We start from the raw sequence: 23,864 nt of genomic DNA, 5'->3' as shown, positions 1-23,864 counted from the left end.
GCTTCACTTGAATGCCTTAATATTAGAAGTCAGTAGGCCATATTCGTCACGTTGTCACGATAAAGCATGGCCACTGGTTGATGACACTTGGATTTGCTGATTAGAAATCGTACTTCAGGCGTAATGTGACTCGTCTTGGTAAAATCGGACGGCCAACAAAGAAGGGATTATCCGAGCTTTGATTGTTACCCAGTCGCGGTGATCCTTCCGTAACACCATCTGAATCAAATAAGTTAAATACTCCCACACTTAATCGAATCTTCTGATCATTCGATAACGCCCAACTATGGCCGACATCTACTCTGAACAGATGAAATGCGTCTAATTGCACAGAGTTTGCATCATTAGCATAATTATCACCGGTGTAACTATGATAAAAAGACGCATCCCAATTATCCGCTTGATAACTCACGGCGGTATTCAACATCAGCTTGGGCTTACGCCGTAATTCGTTACCGATAATAGTTGGATCAGAGTCATATTGAGTAAACTCATGATCGGTATAAGTTAAATTAGCATCAACAGACCAACTATCAGTTAATTTATAACGGCCGGTCAATTCAACACCGGTGGCTTTAGTTGACTGTAATACAGGCAACTCTAACACCCCACCTTGACCATCATTGACAAAATCAACGCTGCGGCGATCTTTCAGATCGGTTCGGAACAAGGCCACGCTACCAATAAAGTCATTATTGAAAAACTTAATACCTAATTCAGCTTGTTCAATCACCTCCCCTTCATATTTAGCTGGCTTGCCTAGGCTGCTAAATTGAATACCACGAATTTCAGGGAAGAAAAAACCACGTGAAGCATTTGCATAAACATTAAGTTGATCCGTTAAACGATATAACGCCGCTGCAGATACCGCAAAATCTGAGGTGGACACTTCACCATAGGTGATTTTTCCATTACCCGTGGTATTCACTCTTAGGTTTGGAGCGAGTAAGGGATTGTCGCTGAGTTGTACTACTTGGCTACCTTCACGATTAATGGTGCCATCAATGGTTTCCCAACGAATACCTAAGTCAAGAATCCATTTGTCACTTTCCATTTGGTCAGCAATATATACCGCACGCCGTGTCGCGTTTATAGTTTGATTAGTATAGGAAATACCTGGGCCGCTGACGCCGTTTTGGGTATAGCTCATCAAGGTACCAGCACTACCACTTTGGCTGCCATCGACATCGGTATAACGGACATCGACTAAACGAGGCACATTGTTAAATTCGCCCAGATAGGTCGTAATCACACTGTCATCATCGGCTTCAGAATGAGAAAAGAAGGAACCTAGGGTTATATTGTGACTAAAATCGCCAATAAACAGACTTTTTACTAAATTTAGCTCAGTAGAAAGATCTTCTGCGGGTCGGTCACGATCTAAAATACGGTTGGCAAACAATAAATAATCAGCGGGTAATACCTGACCGGAGTCGACAAAGGTAAAGCTGGCATTGGCAGGTAAGCCTAAACCCCGATTGGCTAAAAATTGTGACTGTGTTTCAGGGACATTGACAATACCATCGCCATCAAGAAACAAATTAAATTGGTGCTGATACTTTGCATATTTACCACGCATATTAAACGCAAGGTCTGTTGTTAACTCTTTATCAAATGCAAAGGAAACCGAACTCCCTTTGGTCACGGCACCTTCGCTAATAGGCGATTCGTAACGACCATCAGCCGTCATGTAAGACATACTAGACGCATAAGCCGTTTGTAGCGATTCCACTTCTTTACCATCGTTGCCTACAAGCCGTGATAAATTCTGGCCATCCAGTGGGATCGGTAAATAAAATTGTGCCTGATCATCAATATATTGGCCATATATCGTAAAAGAGCCAGAACCATCAGTGAAAGCTTTATGAATATTGCCTCGTAACTGCGTGCCTTTAGTCGGTAAGCCGGTGTCGAGTGGGCCATCATCATAGCGATAAAAACCTGATAGGGCATAAGATAAACCATCATTGTTTAACGGGCCACTGGTCGCGAAATCAAGACGGGTACGCCCTTGATCGGCCATTTCCAGTTGCACACTACTTTGTGCTACATCGCCACCCACTTTAGAAATATAGTTAATAACCCCAGCTACCGAACCCGCACCAAATAAATTTGATACGCCACCTCGAACAAACTCTACCCGCTCAATACCCAAATCATTTCGATAATAGACATCAAAGGCAGATGAATTCAAACCAAAGGTACTAAAGCTTGGCGAGCCATCATACATCAAAGGCGTAAATTGAAATTGACCAGACGATGGTAAACCGCGCACTTGTAAGTTTGTCGCAACTTCGCCACCACCACCTTCTACTTTAATGCCAGGTATATAGCGTAAAACATCTGCTTGGCTACTTGATGTAAGCTTGCCAAGCTCAAATTCGCCAATAGCCGATACCGATTGCGGTGTGTCGGACATAATACGTCCACGGCTAGTACCAGAAATGATAATTCGCTCCACTTCAGGCTGATTTTTTGCTTTTTCAATGGTTGTCCCGTCTTCAACAGCGAAGGCGTTTGGTACCAAACACAAGGAAATAATAGATGCGATTGTTGTTTTCTTCACAGCGGTTTCTCCATCCTGTTATTAAAATTATGGTGTCATTCTCGACATGCGGAATAACTTTGTTGTTGTAACCTGTCATGGGCTGAGTAAAGCACAAAAAAAAACCGTTTACAACCCATTTTGGGTGATATACCATTCAATTATTAGCCGATAAACTTAAAGGAACACCCATAATGACTAATAGTGATTGGACAGCAAGCACATCACCACAACAACAAAACTTGCGAGCATTAGCCGAAAAGACATTAATAAATAATGATTTAGGCGGTTATACCGTACCGACGCATGGCCTATATCCTTTTCAATGGAATTGGGATTCTGCTATTACAGCCTTAGGTTGGATGCAATTTGATGAACAACGAGCTTGGCAAGAATTGGAAATATTGTTTTCCGGGCAATGGCCTGATGGCATGGTGCCACACATTTTATTTCATAAAGATTCTGACAGTTATTTTCCAGGCCCCGTAGTTTGGGGGGCAGACAAACCCATCAAAAGCACGTCTATTTCGCAACCCCCCGTGGTAGGAAGCGTGATGAAAATCATGCTTGAACAAGCCAAAGACCCGCATTTTGCGCGAGAAAAAGCGACGACATTATTCAATAAATTAGTCGATTACCATCTATGGTGGTATCAGCAACGTGATCCGGAAGAAACCGGCTTGGTGGTGACTTATCACCCATGGGAATCAGGCATGGATAATAGCCCGGCTTGGGATGATGCTTTACAGGCAGTGCCATGCGTAACCTGGTCTTATGAGCGGCGCGATACTAAACACGTTGATTCCGCGCAGCGCCCACATAAAAGCGAATATGACCGTTTCTTGTATTTGGTAGACTTTTTCAAACAGCATCAATTTGATAGCAAACGCATCTTTGCACAATGTCCGTACAAGATGAATGATATTGGCATCATCGCGATTTTGCATCGCGCCAGCAAAGATTTACTCATTATGAGTGAAATGCTGCAAATGCAAGACGAGCGCACTGAGTATATTGCCAAGCGAATGGAAGTCACGCAACAAGCCATCAGTGCTTTGTGGTGTGAGAAAGACCACTATTTTTATAGCCGCAATGTGTTGACCAATCAGCTTGTCGCAGTAAAAACCTCGGCTGGCTTACTCAGCTTATATGCGGGTTTCGCCTCTGCAACACAAAAAACCAGCTTAAACAAAACCAGCATTGAATGGCTACAAGCCAGTCAATTCAGCCTGGCCTCAACGCACCCAAGCGCAAGCTGCTACGAACCACAACGCTACTGGCGTGGACCGATTTGGCTGCATATTAACTGGATGATTGCCTTAGGTTTAGAAGAGTCGGGATATCAAGATACCGCCAAATCGATTCAAAACGATAGCCGAGAGCTGATAAAACTCGCTGGTTTTTATGAATACTTTAATCCAGAAACGGGTGCCGGTTGTGGTGGTAAAGATTTCTCTTGGACCGCAGCAATCGCGATGCATTGGTTACTGTAAATAGCGAAAAGTAACTTAAGACTTGTTTTCGTGGCAGCCGCTTTGCTGCTGCCTTGCTTCACACATTGTGTACTCGCCCCTTAGGAGCTTGTTATGAGACCGACTTTTCCTGATTTTAATAGTAAGGCCTTTCTAACCCAGCATATCGCAGATACGCTGGCTTTTTATGAGCCCAACATTGATGCTCCCCATGGTGGTTTCTATCAAAACTTTGCTGATGACGGCAGCGTATTTGACAAAGAAAGCCGACATCTCGTCAGTTCAACCCGCTTTGTGTTCAACTATGCACGCGCCTATTTACTGTTTAAAGACGAAAAATACCTACAAAGAGTAAAGTCAGGTATCGAATTTCTACGTAACGCTCATTTTAATCCTAAAACACGGGGGTATGCTTGGTTACTGAAAGTCGACGAAGCAGGACACATTCAAATCCTTGATGATACTAATCATTGTTATGGCTTTGCCTTTGTTATGTTGGCTTATAGCTGGGCGTTCAGAGCTGGCGTGCTAGCCGCAAAAGAGTACTTAGCCGAAACGTTTGCCTGCATGGAACAACACTTCTGGGATACAAAGGCCAGTTTATATAAAGATCAATTTAATGCGGACTTTAGTGTTTGCGATCCTTACCGTGGTCAAAATGCCAACATGCACAGTTGTGAAGCGCTTATCGCCGCGTTTGAAGCGACCAAGGAAAACCATTATCTCGATCGGGCATTGTTATTAGCTGACACCATGGTCAACCGCCAAGCATCCATGATGAATGGCCTGATTTGGGAGCACTATGATACCAATTGGAACGTCGATCTTAATTACAATAAAGACGACCCAAAACATTTATTCCGCCCGTGGGGGTTTCAACCCGGTCATCAAACGGAATGGGCAAAATTGCTGTTATTTATAGCACGGCATCGCCCAGCCGATTGGTTGCTAGCGAGAGCAGAAATACTCTTTAATCAAAGCATAGACATTGCTTGGGATAAACAACATGGCGGCTGTTTTTATGGTTTTGCGCCTGATCACAGCATTTGCGATGATGACAAATATTTCTGGGTTCAAGCTGAAAGTCTCTGTTGTGCCGCTTATCTGTTTAACGCTTCAGGTAACCCAACATATCAAAACTGGTACCAAGAATTATGGCGTTATAGCTGGCAACATATGATTGACCATAAATATGGGGCTTGGTTTAGGATCTTAACCGCAGACAACCAAAAAGTTGATGATAAAAAAAGCCCGCTTGGCAAAACGGACTACCACACTATGGGGGCTTGTTTCGATATTTTACAACTGGGTAGCATTTAGCCCGTGTGCTTGAAATAAAGGGTGTAAAGCCCTCGACAGCGGCCTTAGTCATCTTAACATCGCCTAAAACACAAAACGTGCTATTTCGTTAAAAAATTAGGACGTTTTGTCACTATCGGTGTATTCAGCACTAACTCTGGCGGCAGTGCAAAAGAAAAAGTACTGCCTTCACCCGGCTCTGAAAAAATCATTAGCTGGCTATTATGACGTGACAGCACATGTTTAACGATGGCTAAACCTAAACCGGTGCCCCCGGTATGACGAGCACGCGCCTGATCTACCCGGTAAAAGCGTTCGGTCAGTCGTTTCACATGATTTGCCGCAATACCTTCGCCATTGTCCGTCACCGTAAACAGGGCTTTTTGATGTTCGCGCTGCCAGCTGATATGGATCTCTCCCTTGGCAGGGGTGTATTTTATCGCATTCGTCACTAAGTTAGAAAAAGCACTCCGCAGCTCTTCTGCTACCCCGGTCACTTTTAGACTGTCATCAATGGTAAAGTGTAATTGATGTTGTTTTTCTCGGTTTAAGGTTTCGGCTTCGTGTTCAATTAAATGCAGCATGGCGGGTACATCCACCTCTAATTCAAACTGCACTCTTGCCGCCGCCTCAATCCGCGATAAGGTTAATAACTGCTGCACTAAACTGTCCATGCGTCGCGTTTGTTCTAGCATGACAGTATGGGCTTTAGGCCAGATCGCCGGTGGCGGTTGGCAATCGGCATCCATCATTTCTAAATAGCCTTGCAGCACCGTCAATGGCGTACGTAACTCATGCGATACATTGGCAACAAAGTCTTTGCGAATTTGCTCTAACTGCTTTAATTGGCTGATATCGCGGACGATCAGCAGAAATTGCGCCTTACCGTAAGGCATCATTTTACATTCAAGCACCAGATTAGATGAGGTAGGCGACAAGACTTCTAACGGCTGTTGAAAGCGTTGTTCTTTCAGGTATTGATGAAACTCAGGCGAGCGAATTAAATTATCAATACGCTGCCCTTCATCACTTGGCCAACGTAAACCAACCAATATTTGCGCCAGCTTGTTACACCAAATGATACTCCAGTCTTCACTTAGCACCACCACCGCCTCAGGCAGGGCTTCAGCGCCATCTCGAAAACGCCTGACTAAAGTCCGTAATTCTTTGCGTTTGCGCCGCTCGCGCCGCTGCTGAAAGTAGATGCCGTCGAAGATTTGTTGCCAGCTACCATCGCCGGCAGGAGGGGTGAGTTTACGATCGCGCCACAACCATTTATCTAATAAAAAGATATGTTTATAGTGCCAAGCCAGTTGAAACACACTCACTATAAACAAAGCCAGTAAAATATCACCAAAGATCCAACCGACAAAAGCTGCCAAACCATACTGCAGCAAGGCTTTGCTCAGCAGTGTCTTTTTAGACAGCAATAAACGCATGGGCGCTTACTTAGCCGAAAAGCGGTAGCCAGATCCGCGCACTGTTTGCACTAACCTGTCATGACCGTTAAAGGCGATAGCTTTACGTAATCGACGAATATGCACATCCACAGTGCGATCCTCAACATACACATTAGTGCCCCAAACATGATCCAGTAATTGTTCGCGGCTGTAAACGCGCTCAGGGTGTGTCATAAAGAAATGCAGTAAACGAAACTCAGTTGGCCCCATATCTAAAGGCTGTTCGGCTGAGGTGACGCGATGCGATACCGGATCCAGCTTTAACCCCTGCACTTCAATCACATCATCTAAACTGGTGGGTGCAACCCGACGGATCACCGCTTTAATGCGCGCCATCAACTCTTTGGGTGAAAATGGCTTAGTGACATAGTCATCCGCACCGACTTCTAAACCTCGAATTTTATCTTCTTCTTCACCGCGTGCCGTTAACATAATGATCGGGATAGTACGGGTGATCTCATGCTGCTTCATTTTCTTGGCAAACTGAATGCCACTGCCACCTGGCAACATCCAATCGAGTAAGACGAGATCGGGATAAGGTTCAACCAACATCTCTACCGCACTGTTGAAATCAACGGCAGTAGCGGCTTGGTAGCCATTTTGCTCTAGTACAAAACACAACATATCTCGGATTGGAGCTTCATCTTCTACAACGAGAATTTTACGCGACGACATTTATTCACCTGTGTAATGGTTATTTACCTAAGTGCCAGTATCCAATCAAAATATGACATTTTTATGAAATATAGCATCCTTTGTGTTGTTGCTCATTAACTCACTGTTTTTCTTCCTCAGCAGCCGGCCCATTTTTGGCGTTTTATGCAGCATACTTTATGACAGTTAAGTGAATTATTTATGTCATACCGCCCTGCAGGCCTCGTCAGCACTCATCGTTCCAATTTCAGTGACATAACCAGCCTAGTCTGTAATAAAAGCGTCATAGCCGCAAGCTAAGTTGGCCGCACATTCATTCTTATTGCTCACTCATCAAAATTGATACGGAGAAATCGTCATGGCTTTACGCAAATTATTAAAACTGAGCGCAATCACATCTGCCCTCATCCTCGCAGGATGTGGTGGCGACTTAGTGGTGAATACCAATGCAGGTGACAACGCGGCAGTTGGCGGTGGCGGCACGACACCCCCAGTGACCAGTAGCTGCCCGGCATTTGCCACGCAAGGGAGCAGTTTAGCCGGTGTCAGTGCCACCGTGTGTGAAATCAGCGGCACCCTCACCAGCGATGTGCGCTTAACCGCAGATATTGTTTGGTCATTAAGTGGCAAAGTTACCGTGGGCAACGATAATAGCAACAGTGCCACCTTAACCATTGAACCTGGCACGCATGTTTTTGGTAAAAGCGGCGCCGATTATTTAGTGGTCGCTCGAGGTTCAAAAATTCAAGCCATCGGTACAGCAGCGGCCCCCATCATTATGACCTCGGTAAACGATATGTTGGGACTGTCTGATGAAGAATCGGCTGCTGAATGGGGTGGTTTAGTCTTACTCGGTAAAGCGCCAACGAATAAATGTGATCAAGCCAACTTGGCCAGCTGTCAGGTTGAAGCAGAAGGGGAAGCCGGCCCCTATGGCGGTAACGACCCAGAAGATAACAGCGGTGCACTGCGCTATGTGCAAGTACGTTATGCCGGTTTTGAAGTGATCCCTGATAATGAACTGAACGGCATTACCTTTGCGGGTGTAGGGCGCGGCACCACCGTCGAATACATTCAAGTTCATAACAATTTAGATGATGGCGTGGAGTTTTTTGGCGGTACTGTCGATGCCAAATATGTGGTGCTAACCGGTAACCGCGATGACTCTTTAGACTGGGCTGATGGTTGGCAAGGTCGTATGCAGCATGTGCTGATCCGTCATAACCCGAATGATACCAAGGCCAACCGGGGTATCGAGGCAGATAATCAATCTGGCAACTTCACAGCCACACCGGTTTCAAAGCCGCAAATTGCTAACCTGACCATCATCGGGAACAACTTCGATGGCGAAGATGATTCTGAAGGTATCTTACTACGCGCCGGAACCGCAGCTGAGTTATACAATGTTATCGTTACCGGCCCAAGTGGTATGGGCGAATGTTTTGAAATTAACTCCGACGAAACCATCACCAACGCGGGTAATGGCGAAATCGTCTTCCGTAATTCTATTCTTGATTGTGCCGAGCCATTTAAAAACTCGGTTGATGCCAGCGGCAACGTCACCTTAAACGCTGAAACCTGGTTTCGTGCTCAGCCTGGCAATATGGTAACGGACGCATTGTTAGGCGGCTATATTCCTGCACCTAACTCACCTGCCCTAGGCAATGGCTACAACGTGGCGAATAACGTTGACCCTTGGTTTGATAACGTCAATTACATTGGTGCTTTTGATGGCATGAATGATTGGACAACCGGTTGGACAATTGGCTTACACCCCGATGATGACTTGGCAGCCTGCCCAGCAGGGACCACTGCGGTCAACAGCTTAACGGGTCGTTTAAATTGCCAATTGTCTGGCGATATTACGGCAAATGTTACGCTTGCAGCCGGTGCGGATTATGTATTAAACGGTCGAGTGCGCGTTGGACAAGATAATCAAAACAACGCCACGCTGACCATTCAACCCGGTGTCACCTTATACGGTAAGTCTGGTGCTGACTTCTTAGTGGTCAGTCGTGGTTCAAAAATCAATGCCAATGGCACCGCGGCAAACCCTATCGTTATGACGTCAGTGCAAGATGTGATTGGCTCACCTACAGCCGCAGGCCAATGGGGTGGCTTAGTCTTACTGGGTAATGCACCTAGCAACAAATGTGATCAATCTAACCTGGCCAATTGCCAAGTCGCTGCAGAAGGTGATGCGGGCAACTACGGCGGTGCTAACTGGGAAGACAACAGCGGCGTGTTGAATTATGTGGTGGTGAAACATGCCGGCTTTGAGGTTATCCCCGATAACGAATTAAACGGCATTACTTTCGCCGGCGTGGGTTCAGGTACCCAATGTAGCAATATCCAAGTGCACCAAAACGTGGATGACGGTGTCGAGTTCTTCGGTGGCGCGGTTAGCTGTAAGAATGTGGTGTTAACCGCGAACGGCGATGACTCAGTAGATTGGGCCGACGGCTGGCGCGGTAATATGCAGTTTGTCATTGTAAAACATGCTGCAGATGGCGCTAAAGCGAACCGTGGTATCGAAGCGGATAACCAATCAGGTAATTTCGGCGCCTTGCCCATATCAAACCCGGTTATTGCCAACCTAACCATTATCGGTAACACCTTTGACGGTGATGATGATTCTGAAGGTGTATTGCTACGCGCTGGCACCAATGCGCAATTAGCTAACTTTGTGATTACTGGCCCGATAGGCATGGGTGAATGTTTAGAAATTGAATCCAATGAGTCGCGCGCGTTAGCCGCTGCCGGTTCCTTAACGCTCACCCATAGTGTTATTGCTTGCCCTACTGAAGCGACCAAAGGCACCGTCGATGCTAACACCACGACAGAGCAATGGTTCTTAAATCAGCCTGGTAATAGCTTCGCGGCTAATCAAGCTGCGGTGTTGGACGGTATTTTCACTATCGACACTACCACACCTAAAGATATGACAGCCGTTAGCAGCTTCTTTGAAGCCGTTGACTTTATTGGTGCCGTTAAGTCCGGTAACGACTGGACCGCTGGTTGGTCTGTTGGCTTAGACGACTAACTCCCTTGCAGCACAACCCAAATGACGCGGTTGTGCTGCTCTTTTTAGGCCATCTCAAGGCCATCGCCAGTAACGTTTAAAAAGCTGATAGGACAATGTTCAGATGAGCAGCAGACAAAAACTAAATTTAAGTCGGGTAGGTCTAGGTGTATTGCTAGCCATCAGCACCACCACTGCCCCGCTATCTTTCCAAGCCATGGCTGAAGATAACAGCTCGGTTGCACCCACTGCAGAAGCCGATTATGAACGGATCTCCGTATCAGGTCGCCTAATGAGCTCCGCCGCAGCCGCCGCAGCTGAACGGCGAGAGCAGCCGTATGTAGCAGAATTACTGGGTATGGAGCAAATTTCGCGCGCAGGCGATAGCAATGCGGCCACCGCGCTGCGTCGTGTTACCGGTTTAACACTGGTTAAAGACAAGTTTATTTATGTTCGCGGTTTAGGGGAACGTTACTCTAGCACGCTGTTAAACGGCGCTATGGTACCCAGCCCAGATCCAACCCGTAATGTGATCCCGCTGGATATGTTTCCGGCCGGCATTATCGAAAGTTTAGTGGTACAAAAGGCCTATTCCCCGGAACTACCTGCCGCTTTTGGTGGCGGTAATGTCAATATTAGAACCGCAGCCATCCCCTTACAAACCACCTTTAACCTGGCAATCGGTACAGGCTATAACAGCTTAAATAGTGCTGATGGTTTTAGCTATCACGGTGGCGCTGATGATTGGCGCGGTAAAGATGACGGCACTCGCGCCATCTCTACCGAACTCGCCGCAGCGCAAAGCCAATTTGGTGTACTAACACCCATCAATATCGCGGAAGCCTTAGGCGGTATCAACGCGGCAAACCTTGCTCAAGCGCAAACGATTGTGCGTGAACTGGGAACCGCCTTTAACCGTGATATCGATATCAGCCGCACCTCAGTTAAACCTGACTTTGATGGCAGTGCCTCCTTTGGTAGTCGGTTTGATCTGGCAAAAAATGTCGTGTTTGGTGTGATGACAGGCTTTAGCTACGATCGTGCGACCCAAAATATTGAAGAACAAGAGCGTTATTACTCAATTTCAGGGGAGGCTTTAACACCGCTTAATCGTTACGATGACATCCGTGGCACAGAGCATCAGATCAAAATGTCAGGCATGCTTAATTTTGGGTTAGAACTCGGCGTCGATCATCGTTTAGAAACCTCAACGATTTATCTGCGCGATACTAAAGATGAAATTAAGATCAAAAACGGTGACAGTATCGAAACCATCAACGAAACCAACCGTTTTAACACCGACACCAGCCTAACATACGAAGAACGCAGCATGTTAAGCAACCAGTTGCGTGGCAAGCACAATCTCCCGTCTCTGTGGGATTTGGCTCTCGATTGGCAATACACCGATGCCAAAGCACGTCGTTATGCCCCAGGCCAAGTTGAATATCGTTATTTAAATGAAACTCAAGCCGACGGCTCTGTTTTTGCGTTCTTACGGCGTAACCAAAATGCCGTAACCTACAGCTTTGGCGATATGCAAGACAACACGGAAAATCTCAGTTGGAACCTTAAGTTACCACTAACCATGGGTAAAGCCGACCTGTCGCTAGCAGCAGGTTACAGCTATTTTGAACGTAACCGCGATGCCCAAACCGATCGTTTTAACTTTGATACCGTGGGTTTTAGCCTACAACAGTTATCGGGCAGCTTTGCTGAGATCTTTTCTGACAACAGTATATTAGATGCGAGCAATGGCTTTAAGATATCAAATGTGACCACTCAAGCTGATGATTACTTAGCCGCGCAAATGATCGATGCCGGTTATGCAGCTTTAGAAGTGAATTATGACTACCTGTTTCGTTTAAACCTTGGTGTGCGCTACGAAGATTTTAAGCAAGTCTCGTTACCGTTAACCGCTGATGGCCAAATTAGCGGCAATGTCACCGACTCGGTGTTAATCGAAGATGGTTTTTACCCTGCGTTATCGTTGACGTGGTTTGTCAATGACCAGTTGCAAGCACGTTTTGGTTACAGCAAAACGGTGGTTCGACCCGACCTGCGTGAGGTAACACCGGTGTTGTATGTGGATCCCCTCACTGACTTTAAAGTTACAGGTTTTGCCGGTTTACGCAGTACTGACATTAACAGTGCCGATGTGCGTTTAGAGTGGTATTACGATACCAGTAACTACAGTGTTGGCGTATTTTATAAAGATCTTGCGAACCCGATTGAGGCCATTGAATTATCTGGCTCTGACGGTAATTTGCTGATGTCATTTCGTAACGCCGAAAGCGGCACCCTATATGGCGTGGAAGCCGAGTTTTTACAGCAGCTCGATATGTTTAACGGTGAGTTTGGCCAATTTGCTGATAACTTTTTCTTAGCAGGTAACCTCACGGTCAGTGAATCAGAAATCAGCATTCAGCGCTTCCCTGGAGCAAATTTAACCCATCTAGAGCGAAGCTTAAGTGGTCACTCGAAGTATGTGGCTAATTTACAACTCGGTTTCGATGCGGATAACAATAAACACAATGCCACGCTAACCTATAATGTTTTCGGTAAGCGTATTGCATTTGCTGGGGTAAATGGCAAAGACGATGCTTTTGAGCAGCCGTTTAACTCGCTGGATTTTACCTACAGCTACACGCCTCTGAGCAACCTGAGTGTCAAACTGGGCCTGAAAAACCTGCTGAATGAAAACGTCGAAATTTTGCAACAAGGTGAGATTTTACAAAAGCGCACCGAAGGGCAAAGCTATTCGTTGAGTTTTTCTTACCAATATTAAGCGATAAAACAAAAGCCCCTATTCTACCAAGGGAGCCCGAACAGGGGCAGACCGACACAGAATAAGGGCTTTTTCATCATCGTCAGCGCAGTGTGATGGCCTGTCACGTCGTGCAAGTAGTCCCCGATGGCAGACTATGTTTATTACCTATTAGGGTTGTGGGGTATTTTCGTCTACTTTTACGCGCTTTTTCGGTGGATTTAACCAGACAACATGACCTAAGTGCGGGCTAGTACGCGTTAATGCTGTCGCATCTTCTAGCTGCTGCTCGTCTATTTCATAAACATACTGTGAGGTTGTGTTAGTGGAGCATCCGGATAGTAACGATAAGGCAAAAGCAGTCATAACGATGGGAAGATATTTTTTCATTGGCTAGACCTCTGTTGTTAACCTGAGTTCACTATAAACAGCACCGCCGAACTTGTCTAACACAGCAATATGACAATTTGATGAAGCCTGAAAATTATAAATAGTTGAAAACTATAGTTATTTGAAAATAGTGATTTTCGGTGTGACACTATTAAGACGCTTTAAGTGCGGTGGGTTATAAATAACAGCATTGATAAAAGAATTTGGTTTAAAAACGGGGAAAGAGGGCAATAAAAAAGCCGGTTTAAAACCGGCTTTTTCAGGATTAAGCTTAAAACTTATGTTTAATACCTACCGCTAAATAATCACGATCAGGTGAATTCACATCAAAATTAAAGCTGCTATACCAAGCATACAGCGTGGTGTTTTTACCGGCTTTATAATCGGCACCCACACTGATAGCATCATCATCTTCTAAGGTTTGATACTGTGCTTTCAGTTCAGTTTTACCCACTGGGTAGGCGGCGCTAACTAACCAGCCATCTTGCTCTACACCCGTGGTAATATTCTCTTGTGAATGGAACATCGCGCCCAGTTTAAAATCAGCCGCTTTCACTTGCGTTTGTAAACGCAGCGTATCATAACCCGCCACTTCTGAGTCCATTGATATGGCCGCATAATAGGCGCTGTCTTTCAGGTTTTCGTCACCGTAATAAACTGATGCAGAGTAGGCATCTTCCGCATCTGCTGCATCTTCCATCACGTAGGTTAATTGCATACCAAAACCATTAAATTTTGGCGTGTAGTACGTCACTGAATTACTGGCTCGTACTTCACCGCGCCAAAGCGCTTTTACGTCAGCTTCGTAATCACTGAATAAGTCAATTTTACCTTGCGCATCTTTTTGCGCCGTATCATGGCGCCCTAAACGCACTTCACCAAAGTTACCTTTTAAACCAACATATTGATTTCGAGAGGTAATGTTCTCGCTACCGCTAACATCCGCCAGATCAACCGCCCACTCCACTTGATAAACTAAAGTCAGGCCACCGTCTAATGCAAAATCACCTTTCAAACCAAATCGTGAGCTGTTGCTTTTCAGTTCAGAGAAACGCCCTTCCCCTTCATCACTGGATTGTGCTGAAACATTCAGTTGACCATAAACGGTAAGTGGCTCAGCGTAAGCGACAGTGCTAACGGCGGAACCTAAAACTAATGCTACTGCAATTGATGATTTTTTCATGTTATCTACCCGAGTTAATTAGGTTTCATGTAGCTAATGCTCACAACCATAGTATTGATGACGAGGTGCATAATAAGAATTTTTTATGACAAACAAATGACAGTATAACATTTATATCGCGTTTATTTAGATTAGCCTGGACTGACCATAACAATGTGTATTGATAGACGAACATGGCGGTGGGGATAACACAGGCGCAGTCCAGCAATGGGTTCAGCAAACAAGAAAGGCGCTTTCGCGCCTTTATTTTTTTGCCAAAAATCTAAGCTTAACCGTAACGGCCTGTAATATAGTCTTCGGTTTTTTTCTGTTTCGGGTTGGTAAACACATCGTTGGTGCCACCAATTTCAATTAAGTTACCTAAATGGAAAAACGCCGTGCGATCAGACACCCGGGCAGCTTGCTGCATATTGTGCGTCACAATCACAATGGTAAAGTTTTGCTTTAATTCATCGATTAACTCTTCAATAATCGATGTGGCTATTGGATCAAGCGCCGAACAGGGCTCATCCATTAAAATCACTTCTGGGCTAACCGCGATGGTACGCGCAATACACAAACGCTGCTGCTGACCACCCGATAAACCGGTACCCGGTTGATGCAAGCGATCTTTTACTTCTTCCCATAAACCGGCACGACGCAAACTAGATTCCACAATATCATCTAAATCAGATTTTTTACTGGCTAAACCATGCAACTTAGGGCCATAGGCAATATTGTCATAAATCGATTTCGGAAAAGGATTCGGTTTTTGAAACACCATGCCCACCTGAGCACGCAGTTGCACCACATCTAACGCCGGATCGTAAATGTTGTAGCCATCTAAAGCGATTTCACCCGACACTCTACAAATATCGATGGTGTCGTTCATCCTATTTAAACAACGTAAAAACGTTGATTTACCACAACCTGACGGGCCGATAAAAGCAATCACTTCGTTTTCAACGATATCCATATCAATGCCATGGATTGCCTGATTATCGCCATAAAACACTTTGACATCTCGCGCGGTCATTTTGATTTTTTCGGCGTTATTTAACATGGTTACTTCACTCATAGTTTAATCCTGTTCGCTCAATTTATAGGCCGTGCATCATGGTTTACCAGCGCACTTCATAGCGCTTGCGTAACCAAATAGCCAAACTGTTCAGAGATAACATCATCACCAATAACACAATGATGGCGGCCGAGGTTCTCGCCTCAAAGAAATTCCGTAATTCGTTGCCTTGCCACAGGTAAATTTGCACCGGTAAGGCCGTTGCTTGATCCATGGCACTTCCTGGCACCGATGCCACAAAGGATTTCATGCCAATCAACAATAAGGGGGCCGTTTCACCTAAGGCTTGTGCTACACCGATAATCGAACCGGTCAAAATACCTGGAATGGCTAGCGGCAACACATGATGAAACACCGCCTGCGTTTTAGACGCGCCTAAACCTAAGGCCGCTTGGCGGATCGACGGAGGGATGGCTTTTAAGGTCGAACGCGTGGCAATAATCACTGTGGGTAATGTCATCAGTGTTAGCACTAAGCCCCCAACCACCGGTGCGGACATCGGCAAATTAAACCAACCGATAAAAATAGAGGCCCCTAATAAACCAAACACAATAGAGGGCACAGCGGCCAAATTGTTAATATTCACTTCGACCAAATCGGTCAGGCGATTTTTCGGCGCAAATTCTTCTAAGTAAATCGCCGCGGCAACCCCCATCGGAATGGCTAATACGATAACCACCAGCATCATATACAATGACCCCATAAAGGCGCCGGCTAAACCCGCCGAAGCCAGAGAACTGCGCGAATCGGGGTTCATAAACAAGGCAAAACTAAAGCGGTTACTGATCACGCCTTTCTGTTTTAAAGCATCAACCCATTCGCGTACCTTGGCACTGAGTTGTTGTTGCTCGTCAGGTAAACTGCGATCAATATTGCCTTTTAACCAAACATCGATATTGGCATCTGTGAGCAAGTGTAAGGTTTTGGTTTGACCAATAATCGAAGGGTCAGCAATCACCAAATCACGCAACGCGAACCGCTCACCAGAGGTCACGATACGTTGTAATTCACGCCGATGTTGCTGAGCATCAGGGATCACTTGCTGTAATGCCGGGAAAATAAGCCGATTAAAGTTTACTAAACCCACTTCTGAACGCCACGCCAAATCACGCTGCCGAAACTCGTTTTCCGTTTCTCCTGCTTGCGGTTGCGGCTGTTCGCTGATCTTGACTATGGCAGGATCAAAGTAAATATCCAAGGTAATACTGTGCTGCCAAAACGCCGGTAGCCCTTTGGCAAAAATATTCACAAACAGTAAGATCACCAATAAGATACTGGCCGATACCGCCAATAAACCTGCGGTTCTAAATAGCTTTTCTTGGCGATGGCGTTTTTTTAACGAGCGCACCACTTGTTGCTGTACTTTGCTGTAAGCCTTGTTCGCGCTGGTTACGGTGTTAAGTTCAGTCGTCATTTGGGATCACTCGTATTGTTCACGGTATTTACGCACAATCACCAATGCTACGATATTCAGCAGCAAGGTAATGGCAAACAGGGTTAAACCTAATGCGAAAGCCACCAAAGATTGCGGGCTAGCAAAGTCGTTATCACCCGTTAATTGATTAACAATGGTTACGGTAACGGTCGAGACGGCTTCAAACGGGTTAGCGGTTAAGCTTGGGCTGTTACCTGCGGCAAGCACCACAATCATCGTTTCGCCAATCGCCCGGCTCACCGCCAGTAACACGGCCCCGACAATGCCGGGTAACGCCGCCGGTAACACGACTTGCCGAATGGTTTCAGACTTTGTTGCCCCCAAGCCTAAAGAGCCATCACGTAAGGATTTTGGTACCTGAGTTAAAATGTCGTCGGATAACGATGAAATAAACGGGATAATCATAATGCCCATCACCACCCCGGCCGTCAGTGCTGAAGTCGCACGAATCGTCATACCGATGCTTTGCCCGAACTCAGCGAAAAAAGGGCCAACCGTCACCAGTGCAAAGAAGCCATAGACAATCGTAGGAATACCGGCCAACACTTCGATAATCGGTTTAACGGTATTGCGTACCCGCTGTGGTGCGTATTCGGCTAGATATATCGCCACCATCAAACCTAGTGGAATGGCCACCAACATGGCAATCAAAGCCACCAATAAGGTGCCCGCTAACAAAGGGAGTAAACCAAAGCTCCCTTGGCTTCCGGTTAACGACCCTTCGGCTAAACCAACGGTAGAAAAACGCGGATTCCAGGTAGTGCCAAAGAAAAAGTCTGCCGGGCTAATAAACGAAAAGAATTTTAAGGTTTCGCCCACCATCGATAACACAATACCCACTGTGGTTAAAATGGCGACGGTTGAGCAAAGCAATAACACGGCCATCAAGGCTTTTTCAACTTGATGACGCGCACGTAATGACGGTTGGATCTTTTTAAAGCTGAGCAATAAGCCTAGCGATGCCAAAATAAACATTAACGCAGTTAACATTAAGGCGCTTTTCTGCTGCAATGCCGACAGATAACTCGCTGCAGCCACTTCCCAATCAGCCGCTTCGGTAACTACCCCAAAATTACTGGCTAAATTACTAATACGGCGCATTAACACCGCAGCTTGTTCGCTATCGGTTAACAGTTCTGCAGGCACCGTCGCTAATGTCAGCGTTTGCAGCACACCGGGCGCCAGCCAATTCCACAATAATAACAACAGAAATGGCGGTAACACCGCCCATAAGCCGACCATCATGCCGTAATGATGTGGCCGAGAATGCATACTGGCACTGTTCTGACCGCCCGCCATGCGCCGGCTGCGAGTCATGCCAAATTGATAGGCAATCGCCATGAAGATCAGCAGTACAAAAATTAAAGACAGATTATTCATCAAAGCTCCGCTTTCGCACAGAGGACAATTTAGTGGGGGCAGGATAACGCGCTAAAGTTGCAGTTTTATGACAGTCACAGCAAACAACCCTGTTGTTTAGCACAAACTAAAAAAAACCACCTTTACAAGTCTGCTGATCAGTTAGCGGTGAGGCTTAACTGACCTGCATTAACCTTGCAGGTGGTTTTTTTAGAATACTGAAATTACAGTGACTTTTTACTACGAATGGCTGCTAAGATTTCAGCACGCTCGTCATCCGCTAAGGGGATCAGACCGGCAAATTCTAGCGGGCTGGCTTCACCCGAGGCCGCATCCGATACAAAGTATTCAGCAAATTGCTGTAAACCAGGGATCACGCCGATATGTTCGCCTTTCACATAGAAAAACAATGGCCGTGACACTGGATAGGCGCCTGAAATAATGTTCTCAACGGTAGGAACCACACCATCAACAGTGGCCACTTTAATGCGGTCACGATTCGACTCATAGAAACTTAAACCAAATACGCCCACGGCGTCTTTTTGTGCTTGTAAACGCGCTAAGGTTTCAGTGTAGTCACCCGCAATTTCAACTACGGCGCCGTCAGTACGCATGGCTAAACAAAATTCACCCTGCTGATCCTTTGACATGGTTTTGATTTCAGGCAAAGACTTACACCCTTCTAAAACCACTTTTTCTTCGTACACTTCGCGCGTACCATGGTTAGAACCGGGGATGGCTAACAAGATGCTTTGATCAGGCAATGACTTATCAATTTGCGACCAACGCGTGTAAGGATTCGCCACCATTTTGCCGTTTTGTGGCACTTGCGCGGCTTGCGCGAGAAACACATGCTCAGGTTTTAAAGCAAAGGTTCCGGCATCCACTCGTGAGGCAAATACAATACCGTCGTAGCCTATTTTCACTTCAATAATGTGTTTAACGCCATTGGCTTTACACGCCTCCACTTCCGCTGGGCGAATTTGCCGCGATGAGTTAGCCACATCAATAGTATTGGTACCCACGCCTTGGCAGAACTGGCGTAAACCACCTGAAGAACCGCCTGAACCCACAACAGGTGTCTTGAACTGAGCAAAGTTATTGCCAAATTCTTCTGCCGCAATAGATGAGAATGGCAGCACGGTAGACGAGCCAGCAATTTGAATGGTGTCACGGGCACTTTGCGCAGTTGCCGCAAAACTGATACTTAAAGCAGTGATTAGAGCCAGCTTAGAAAATGTTTTGATTTGCATAAATTCATTCCTCGATTGCAGAAGGTTATCTCAACCCCTGTAGTCTGCCTGTGTAATATTGCATTAATGTGACAAGCAAGAATTTGTTTATTTTACTAGGTGGTCATTGCACCTGCGCAAAGGTTATTGAATGCGAAATTGCCGCCAACCGGCACTCAGTTGCTCCGCAACGGCCGAAAGTTGCTCACTCGCCTCAGCTGATTGTGCGGCACCATCATGCAATTGCTGACTTGCCGCATGCAGCAAACTAATTCCGCTGACAAAGCGCGTAGTCACCGCCTGTTGACCCGAACTCGATAAAGCAATTTGTTGGTTAAACTGGGCTAGCCTGCTGACTTCTGCCGCAATATCCCGAAACACAGCTTCAGTGTTACGTGCTTGCAAAACACTACACTCTGCCTGCTCTGCGGCTTGATCAATGGCGGCAACCGCGTGATCGGCTTGTTGTTGCAACGTATTAATCATCTCGCGGATTGATTCAGTCGCCGCCTTAGTATTGCCTGACAACGTTCGCACTTCATCAGCCACCACCGAAAACCCTCGCCCTGCTTCACCGGCACGTGCCGCTTCAATCGCTGCATTTAACGCCAGTAAATTTGTTTGCTCTGAAATACTGCCAATCACTTCCAAGACACTGGAAATTTTGCCCGCATCGCCTTGTAAACTGCGCATCAAATCGCGCGATTGCAACATAGTTTTCTCAAGAAGCTCAGAGCTTTGCATACTTAGTAACGCATCAGCACTGCCTTGTTGGCAAAGGTGTTGTGCACGGGTCGCACTGTCGGTTGCCGCTGCAGTTTGACTGACCACTTGATTTAGTGCGGCACTCATCTCTGCCACCGCCAAGGCCAGCTGATCGGCTTGATGAGCCTGCTGCCCTGCCCCCGTATTGACTTGCTCACTAATGGTTTGTGCTTGGCCGGCTTGTTGACTGAGCGCCGAAGAACTCGCTCCCAATTGTTGTAGTAGAACCGCAAAACGACCAAGCATTTGATTTAACGCTCTGGCCGCCTCTGCAATTTCATCATGGCCTGCCTCATCAGCTCTTAAGGTGAGATCAGCCTGCTGTGATAATTGCAATAACATGTCACGCAACCGTTGCAGCGGTTGATTAACCGCAACACGGGTGCGCCAAATTAACGCTAACACCAATAGCAATAAAGCTGCACCGCCATATAAATAACCCTGTAGCATGGCTAAGGTTAATTGCTCAGCCTGATCGCGTACTTCGGCAGCGGTGGCAATTTGCTGCTCCACAAACTGCTCTGCTTGCAACGTAAACGGCGCAATGTGCTGTGACACTTCGTAAGTAATGGTCGATTCATTAAGAATTTTAACTAGCAAGGCATCTGAACCAGCAAACGCTATCCATTGCTGATAATGCTGGATCGCCTTTGCAAAAGCGGTGTCTAATTGTTCAAGTAACACCGCATCCTCTGCGGTTTTGGCTATACGTTGATCGATAAACTGCTGCCAATGCTGTTCGGCCTCTAGCAGTAATTGTTCAACCTGCTGCTGAGTCTGCTCAGCGCTAATCCAGCCCGTTCGATACTGTTGTAATAAACTTAAACCTTGTTGCTGCAAAAGTTTTTGCGGTGTCATCACATGCGTTAAAATCACCAAATGCTGGGCATATAATTGATGAAATAAACGGTCTTTGGCTGTAGCTGCCCAAAAGCTGGCTAATAACACCACCACTAATAATATGCAGGGGATCAGCCCAAGTAGCACAACACGTTTAGCAATGGTAAGTTTAAGTCGCATGACACACCTGTCTTCATCCTAAAAAAGGATACCTTAACAAGCGGATATGGCTGTTTTATGACAGGATAATAAAGGGGTAAAGCAGCAAACGAAATGAATGAAAGACTCACGAAAAAGAGTATAACAACGGCTCAACCAGCCGCAAAATAACCCAAGTTTAAACACTCTGGTTTAAACTTAGGTTGAGGTGAAAGCAACGTTAAGCTTTTTTAACCCAAGCAGAGCACCAGCCTTCAGAGGCCACTAATTTACCTGGGAAAATAGCACATGGCCGCCATTCTTCACCATCAGCACCTTGCACTAAGCTACAGTTTGCACATTTCTGATCGGCTTTCTCAGACTTGTGCGTGTATTTCATTGCGGCCGCTAACGGATCATCTAACTTTACCGGCTCGGCAGCAAAAGCTCTTAAGCTAACGCCACCCACGGTCATACCAATCACTGCACCGGCAGAGATCTTGAAAAAATTGCGACGATTAATATTATTCATGATGTTTCTCCTGCATTGTTGCTTATTATAATACTGATGAATGCGCGTTGTGGATTTGATAAGCATCAAGTTTCCACTGAGTTGTGCCACGCCTTCTCTGGTTTAACTATTGCCATGCTAAACCCAGTGTAGATGATTTCGTATTTATTACCGCATAAATTTTTGCTTTGCAGCCCACACCGCCATCAAACCTCGTTTTTACCGCTTTGGTCGCTTTTTCAATAGCGATCAAAAAGGCATGCTAGCCAGCCCCACCCTGTCTGCGTTATTGTTGTTGTAAGCTGTAATAGGAAGCAAAAGACTTCAGGAAAACCACACCATGCAAAACTCTGCTGTTCTGTTTAACAATGATGCTGTGTTATTTGGCGTCATTACGGTCATTCTGGGGGTGGTATTTTATACCAGCCACAGCAGTCACCGTTATTGCCAAGCGTTTTATCGTTTTGTTCCCGCCTTGTTACTTTGCTATTTTTTACCGTCACTGTTAAATACTTTTGGGTTAATCGATGCAGAAGGCTCGTCGATTTATCATGTCGCTTCACGTTACTTACTTCCCGCTAGCTTGGTGCTGTTTACATTAAGCGTCGACTTTAAAGCGATTTTAGGGTTGGGGCCTAAGGCATTAATCATGTTCTTTACCGGTACCTTGGGCATTATGATCGGTGGGCCCATCGCGTTATTAATTGTAGGTAGCCTTGCGCCTGATGCCCTGGGTGGCGATATTTGGCGTGGCATGACCACCATTGCCGGTAGCTGGATTGGTGGTGGCGCCAATCAAACCGCGATGAAAGAAGTGTTTGAAGTGGATAACACGATTTTTTCGGTGATGATCACCGTTGACGTGATCATGGCGAATATTTGGATGGCGGTGTTATTAATTTGGGCCAATCGCGCTGAGAGTTTTGATAAGAAAACCGGAGCAGACACCAGCGCCATTCGCGAGTTAAAACAACGTATCGAACACTATCAAGCCCAGCATGCACGGATACCGCAACTGCATGATTTGATGTTGATTATTGCGGTAGGTTTTGGTGCCACAGCCATAGCGCATTTTGCTGCCGATGGTATTGCGCCTTGGATAGCCAAAGAAGCGCCACAATTAGCCATGTACAGCCTGACCAGTACCTTTTTCTGGTTGGTGGTGGTAGCCACGACGCTGGGGTTATTATTATCGAACACCAAACTCAGAAAACTGGAAGCCGTAGGCGCATCTAAAATGGCTTCAGTGTTTTTATATATACTGGTGGCCAGTATTGGTATGCAAATGGATATCCGCGCTATTTTAGATTACCCCATTATGTTTGTGGTTGGCGTAGTGTGGATGGCCATTCATGCCGGTTTACTGGTCATTGTGGCAAAGTGGATTAAAGCGCCATTGTTTTATCTGGCTGTGGGCAGCCAAGCGAATGTCGGGGGTGCGGCCTCGGCCCCCATTGTCGCAGCGGCCTTTCACCCGTCACTCGCGCCGGTCGGGGTATTATTAGCAGTACTGGGTTATGGTGTCGGCACTTATGGTGCTTATCTGTGTGGGCTTATGCTGCAGTTTGCTGCGCCTTAAGGTCGCTTTCTACACATAAAAAAGCCAGCTTTCGCTTAATGCCGGTCAGTTAAGCTGACCGGCATTTTTCTTTCGGACAGGGTATTTCTGCTTACTCGACTTTAGGCAGCGAGGATAACATCGCTCTCGGCGTCCAGGTAGTAAGAAGTAGGACGCCAT

The 23,864-nt window shown here is 46.1% G+C and carries 16 protein-coding genes; 5 read left to right on the top strand and 11 right to left on the bottom strand.

What is annotated here, in order from left to right; genetic code table 11:
- Nucleotides 1-100: 100 nt before the first annotated feature.
- A complete protein-coding gene (locus LMJ53_RS05980; protein WP_229585258.1) occupies nucleotides 101-2,566 on the bottom strand; it encodes a TonB-dependent receptor in 2,466 nt (821 codons plus the stop codon).
- A 173-nt stretch (nucleotides 2,567-2,739) separates the two neighbouring features.
- Between LMJ53_RS05980 and LMJ53_RS05975 the strand changes: the two genes are divergently transcribed.
- Together LMJ53_RS05975 and LMJ53_RS05970 are read left to right on the top strand one after the other, a co-directional pair.
- On the top strand, nucleotides 2,740-4,038 hold the full coding sequence (locus LMJ53_RS05975) for an MGH1-like glycoside hydrolase domain-containing protein (protein WP_229585257.1): 1,299 nt from the start codon (nucleotides 2,740-2,742) through the stop codon (nucleotides 4,036-4,038).
- 93 nt (nucleotides 4,039-4,131) lie between these two features.
- Nucleotides 4,132-5,337 (top strand): AGE family epimerase/isomerase, encoded by a 1,206-nt coding sequence (locus LMJ53_RS05970; protein ID WP_229585256.1) that lies wholly within the window; start codon nucleotides 4,132-4,134, stop codon nucleotides 5,335-5,337.
- Nucleotides 5,338-5,417: 80 nt separating this feature from the next.
- Here LMJ53_RS05970 and phoR read toward each other — a convergent pair whose 3' ends face one another.
- Entirely contained in the window at nucleotides 5,418-6,755 is a 1,338-nt protein-coding gene (phoR, locus tag LMJ53_RS05965; RefSeq protein WP_229585255.1) for a phosphate regulon sensor histidine kinase PhoR, read from the bottom strand.
- A 6-nt stretch (nucleotides 6,756-6,761) separates the two neighbouring features.
- Nucleotides 6,762-7,451 (bottom strand): phosphate regulon transcriptional regulator PhoB, encoded by a 690-nt coding sequence (gene phoB, locus LMJ53_RS05960; protein ID WP_226749458.1) that lies wholly within the window; start codon nucleotides 7,449-7,451, stop codon nucleotides 6,762-6,764.
- A 337-nt stretch (nucleotides 7,452-7,788) separates the two neighbouring features.
- Between phoB and LMJ53_RS05955 the strand changes: the two genes are divergently transcribed.
- Both LMJ53_RS05955 and LMJ53_RS05950 read left to right on the top strand, forming a co-directional pair.
- Nucleotides 7,789-10,473, top strand: coding sequence for a hypothetical protein (locus LMJ53_RS05955; protein ID WP_229585254.1), 2,685 nt, complete (start codon nucleotides 7,789-7,791; stop codon nucleotides 10,471-10,473).
- Between the two features lie 103 nt (nucleotides 10,474-10,576).
- On the top strand, nucleotides 10,577-13,237 hold the full coding sequence (locus LMJ53_RS05950) for a TonB-dependent receptor domain-containing protein (protein WP_229585253.1): 2,661 nt from the start codon (nucleotides 10,577-10,579) through the stop codon (nucleotides 13,235-13,237).
- Between the two features lie 150 nt (nucleotides 13,238-13,387).
- Here the strand turns inward: LMJ53_RS05950 and LMJ53_RS05945 are convergent, their stop codons facing one another.
- The 8 genes from LMJ53_RS05945 to LMJ53_RS05910 all read right to left on the bottom strand — a co-directional run bounded on the left by LMJ53_RS05945 (nucleotide 13,388) and on the right by LMJ53_RS05910 (nucleotide 22,147).
- Entirely contained in the window at nucleotides 13,388-13,606 is a 219-nt protein-coding gene (locus LMJ53_RS05945) for a YgdI/YgdR family lipoprotein (RefSeq protein ID WP_229585252.1), read from the bottom strand.
- A gap of 271 nt (nucleotides 13,607-13,877) precedes the next feature.
- Complete coding sequence (locus LMJ53_RS05940) at nucleotides 13,878-14,789, bottom strand: porin (RefSeq protein ID WP_229585251.1); 912 nt, start codon at nucleotides 14,787-14,789, stop codon at nucleotides 13,878-13,880.
- A 268-nt stretch (nucleotides 14,790-15,057) separates the two neighbouring features.
- On the bottom strand, nucleotides 15,058-15,846 hold the full coding sequence (gene pstB, locus LMJ53_RS05935) for a phosphate ABC transporter ATP-binding protein PstB (RefSeq protein WP_229585250.1): 789 nt from the start codon (nucleotides 15,844-15,846) through the stop codon (nucleotides 15,058-15,060).
- A 43-nt stretch (nucleotides 15,847-15,889) separates the two neighbouring features.
- Entirely contained in the window at nucleotides 15,890-17,260 is a 1,371-nt protein-coding gene (gene pstA / locus LMJ53_RS05930; RefSeq protein WP_229585249.1) for a phosphate ABC transporter permease PstA, read from the bottom strand.
- Between the two features lie 6 nt (nucleotides 17,261-17,266).
- Nucleotides 17,267-18,661, bottom strand: coding sequence for a phosphate ABC transporter permease subunit PstC (pstC, locus tag LMJ53_RS05925; protein WP_229585248.1), 1,395 nt, complete (start codon nucleotides 18,659-18,661; stop codon nucleotides 17,267-17,269).
- A 203-nt stretch (nucleotides 18,662-18,864) separates the two neighbouring features.
- The gene (locus LMJ53_RS05920; protein ID WP_229585247.1) at nucleotides 18,865-19,893 is read right to left on the bottom strand and encodes a substrate-binding domain-containing protein; all 1,029 of its coding nucleotides are present in this window, start codon (nucleotides 19,891-19,893) and stop codon (nucleotides 18,865-18,867) included.
- 123 nt (nucleotides 19,894-20,016) lie between these two features.
- Nucleotides 20,017-21,657, bottom strand: a complete 1,641-nt coding sequence (locus LMJ53_RS05915) for a methyl-accepting chemotaxis protein (RefSeq protein WP_229585246.1) — start codon at nucleotides 21,655-21,657, stop codon at nucleotides 20,017-20,019.
- Between the two features lie 199 nt (nucleotides 21,658-21,856).
- On the bottom strand, nucleotides 21,857-22,147 hold the full coding sequence (locus LMJ53_RS05910) for a high-potential iron-sulfur protein (protein ID WP_229585245.1): 291 nt from the start codon (nucleotides 22,145-22,147) through the stop codon (nucleotides 21,857-21,859).
- 319 nt (nucleotides 22,148-22,466) lie between these two features.
- Between LMJ53_RS05910 and LMJ53_RS05905 the strand changes: the two genes are divergently transcribed.
- Nucleotides 22,467-23,705 (top strand): DUF819 domain-containing protein, encoded by a 1,239-nt coding sequence (locus tag LMJ53_RS05905; RefSeq protein WP_229585244.1) that lies wholly within the window; start codon nucleotides 22,467-22,469, stop codon nucleotides 23,703-23,705.
- Nucleotides 23,706-23,864: the final 159 nt, after the last annotated feature.

The organism is Rheinheimera sp. UJ51 (assembly GCF_020819615.1).
Classification (GTDB): Bacteria; Pseudomonadota; Gammaproteobacteria; order Enterobacterales; family Alteromonadaceae; genus Alishewanella; species Alishewanella maricola.
The sequence above is the reverse complement of the archived record's forward strand: the minus strand, read 5'-3'. Positions and strand labels throughout refer to the sequence as shown.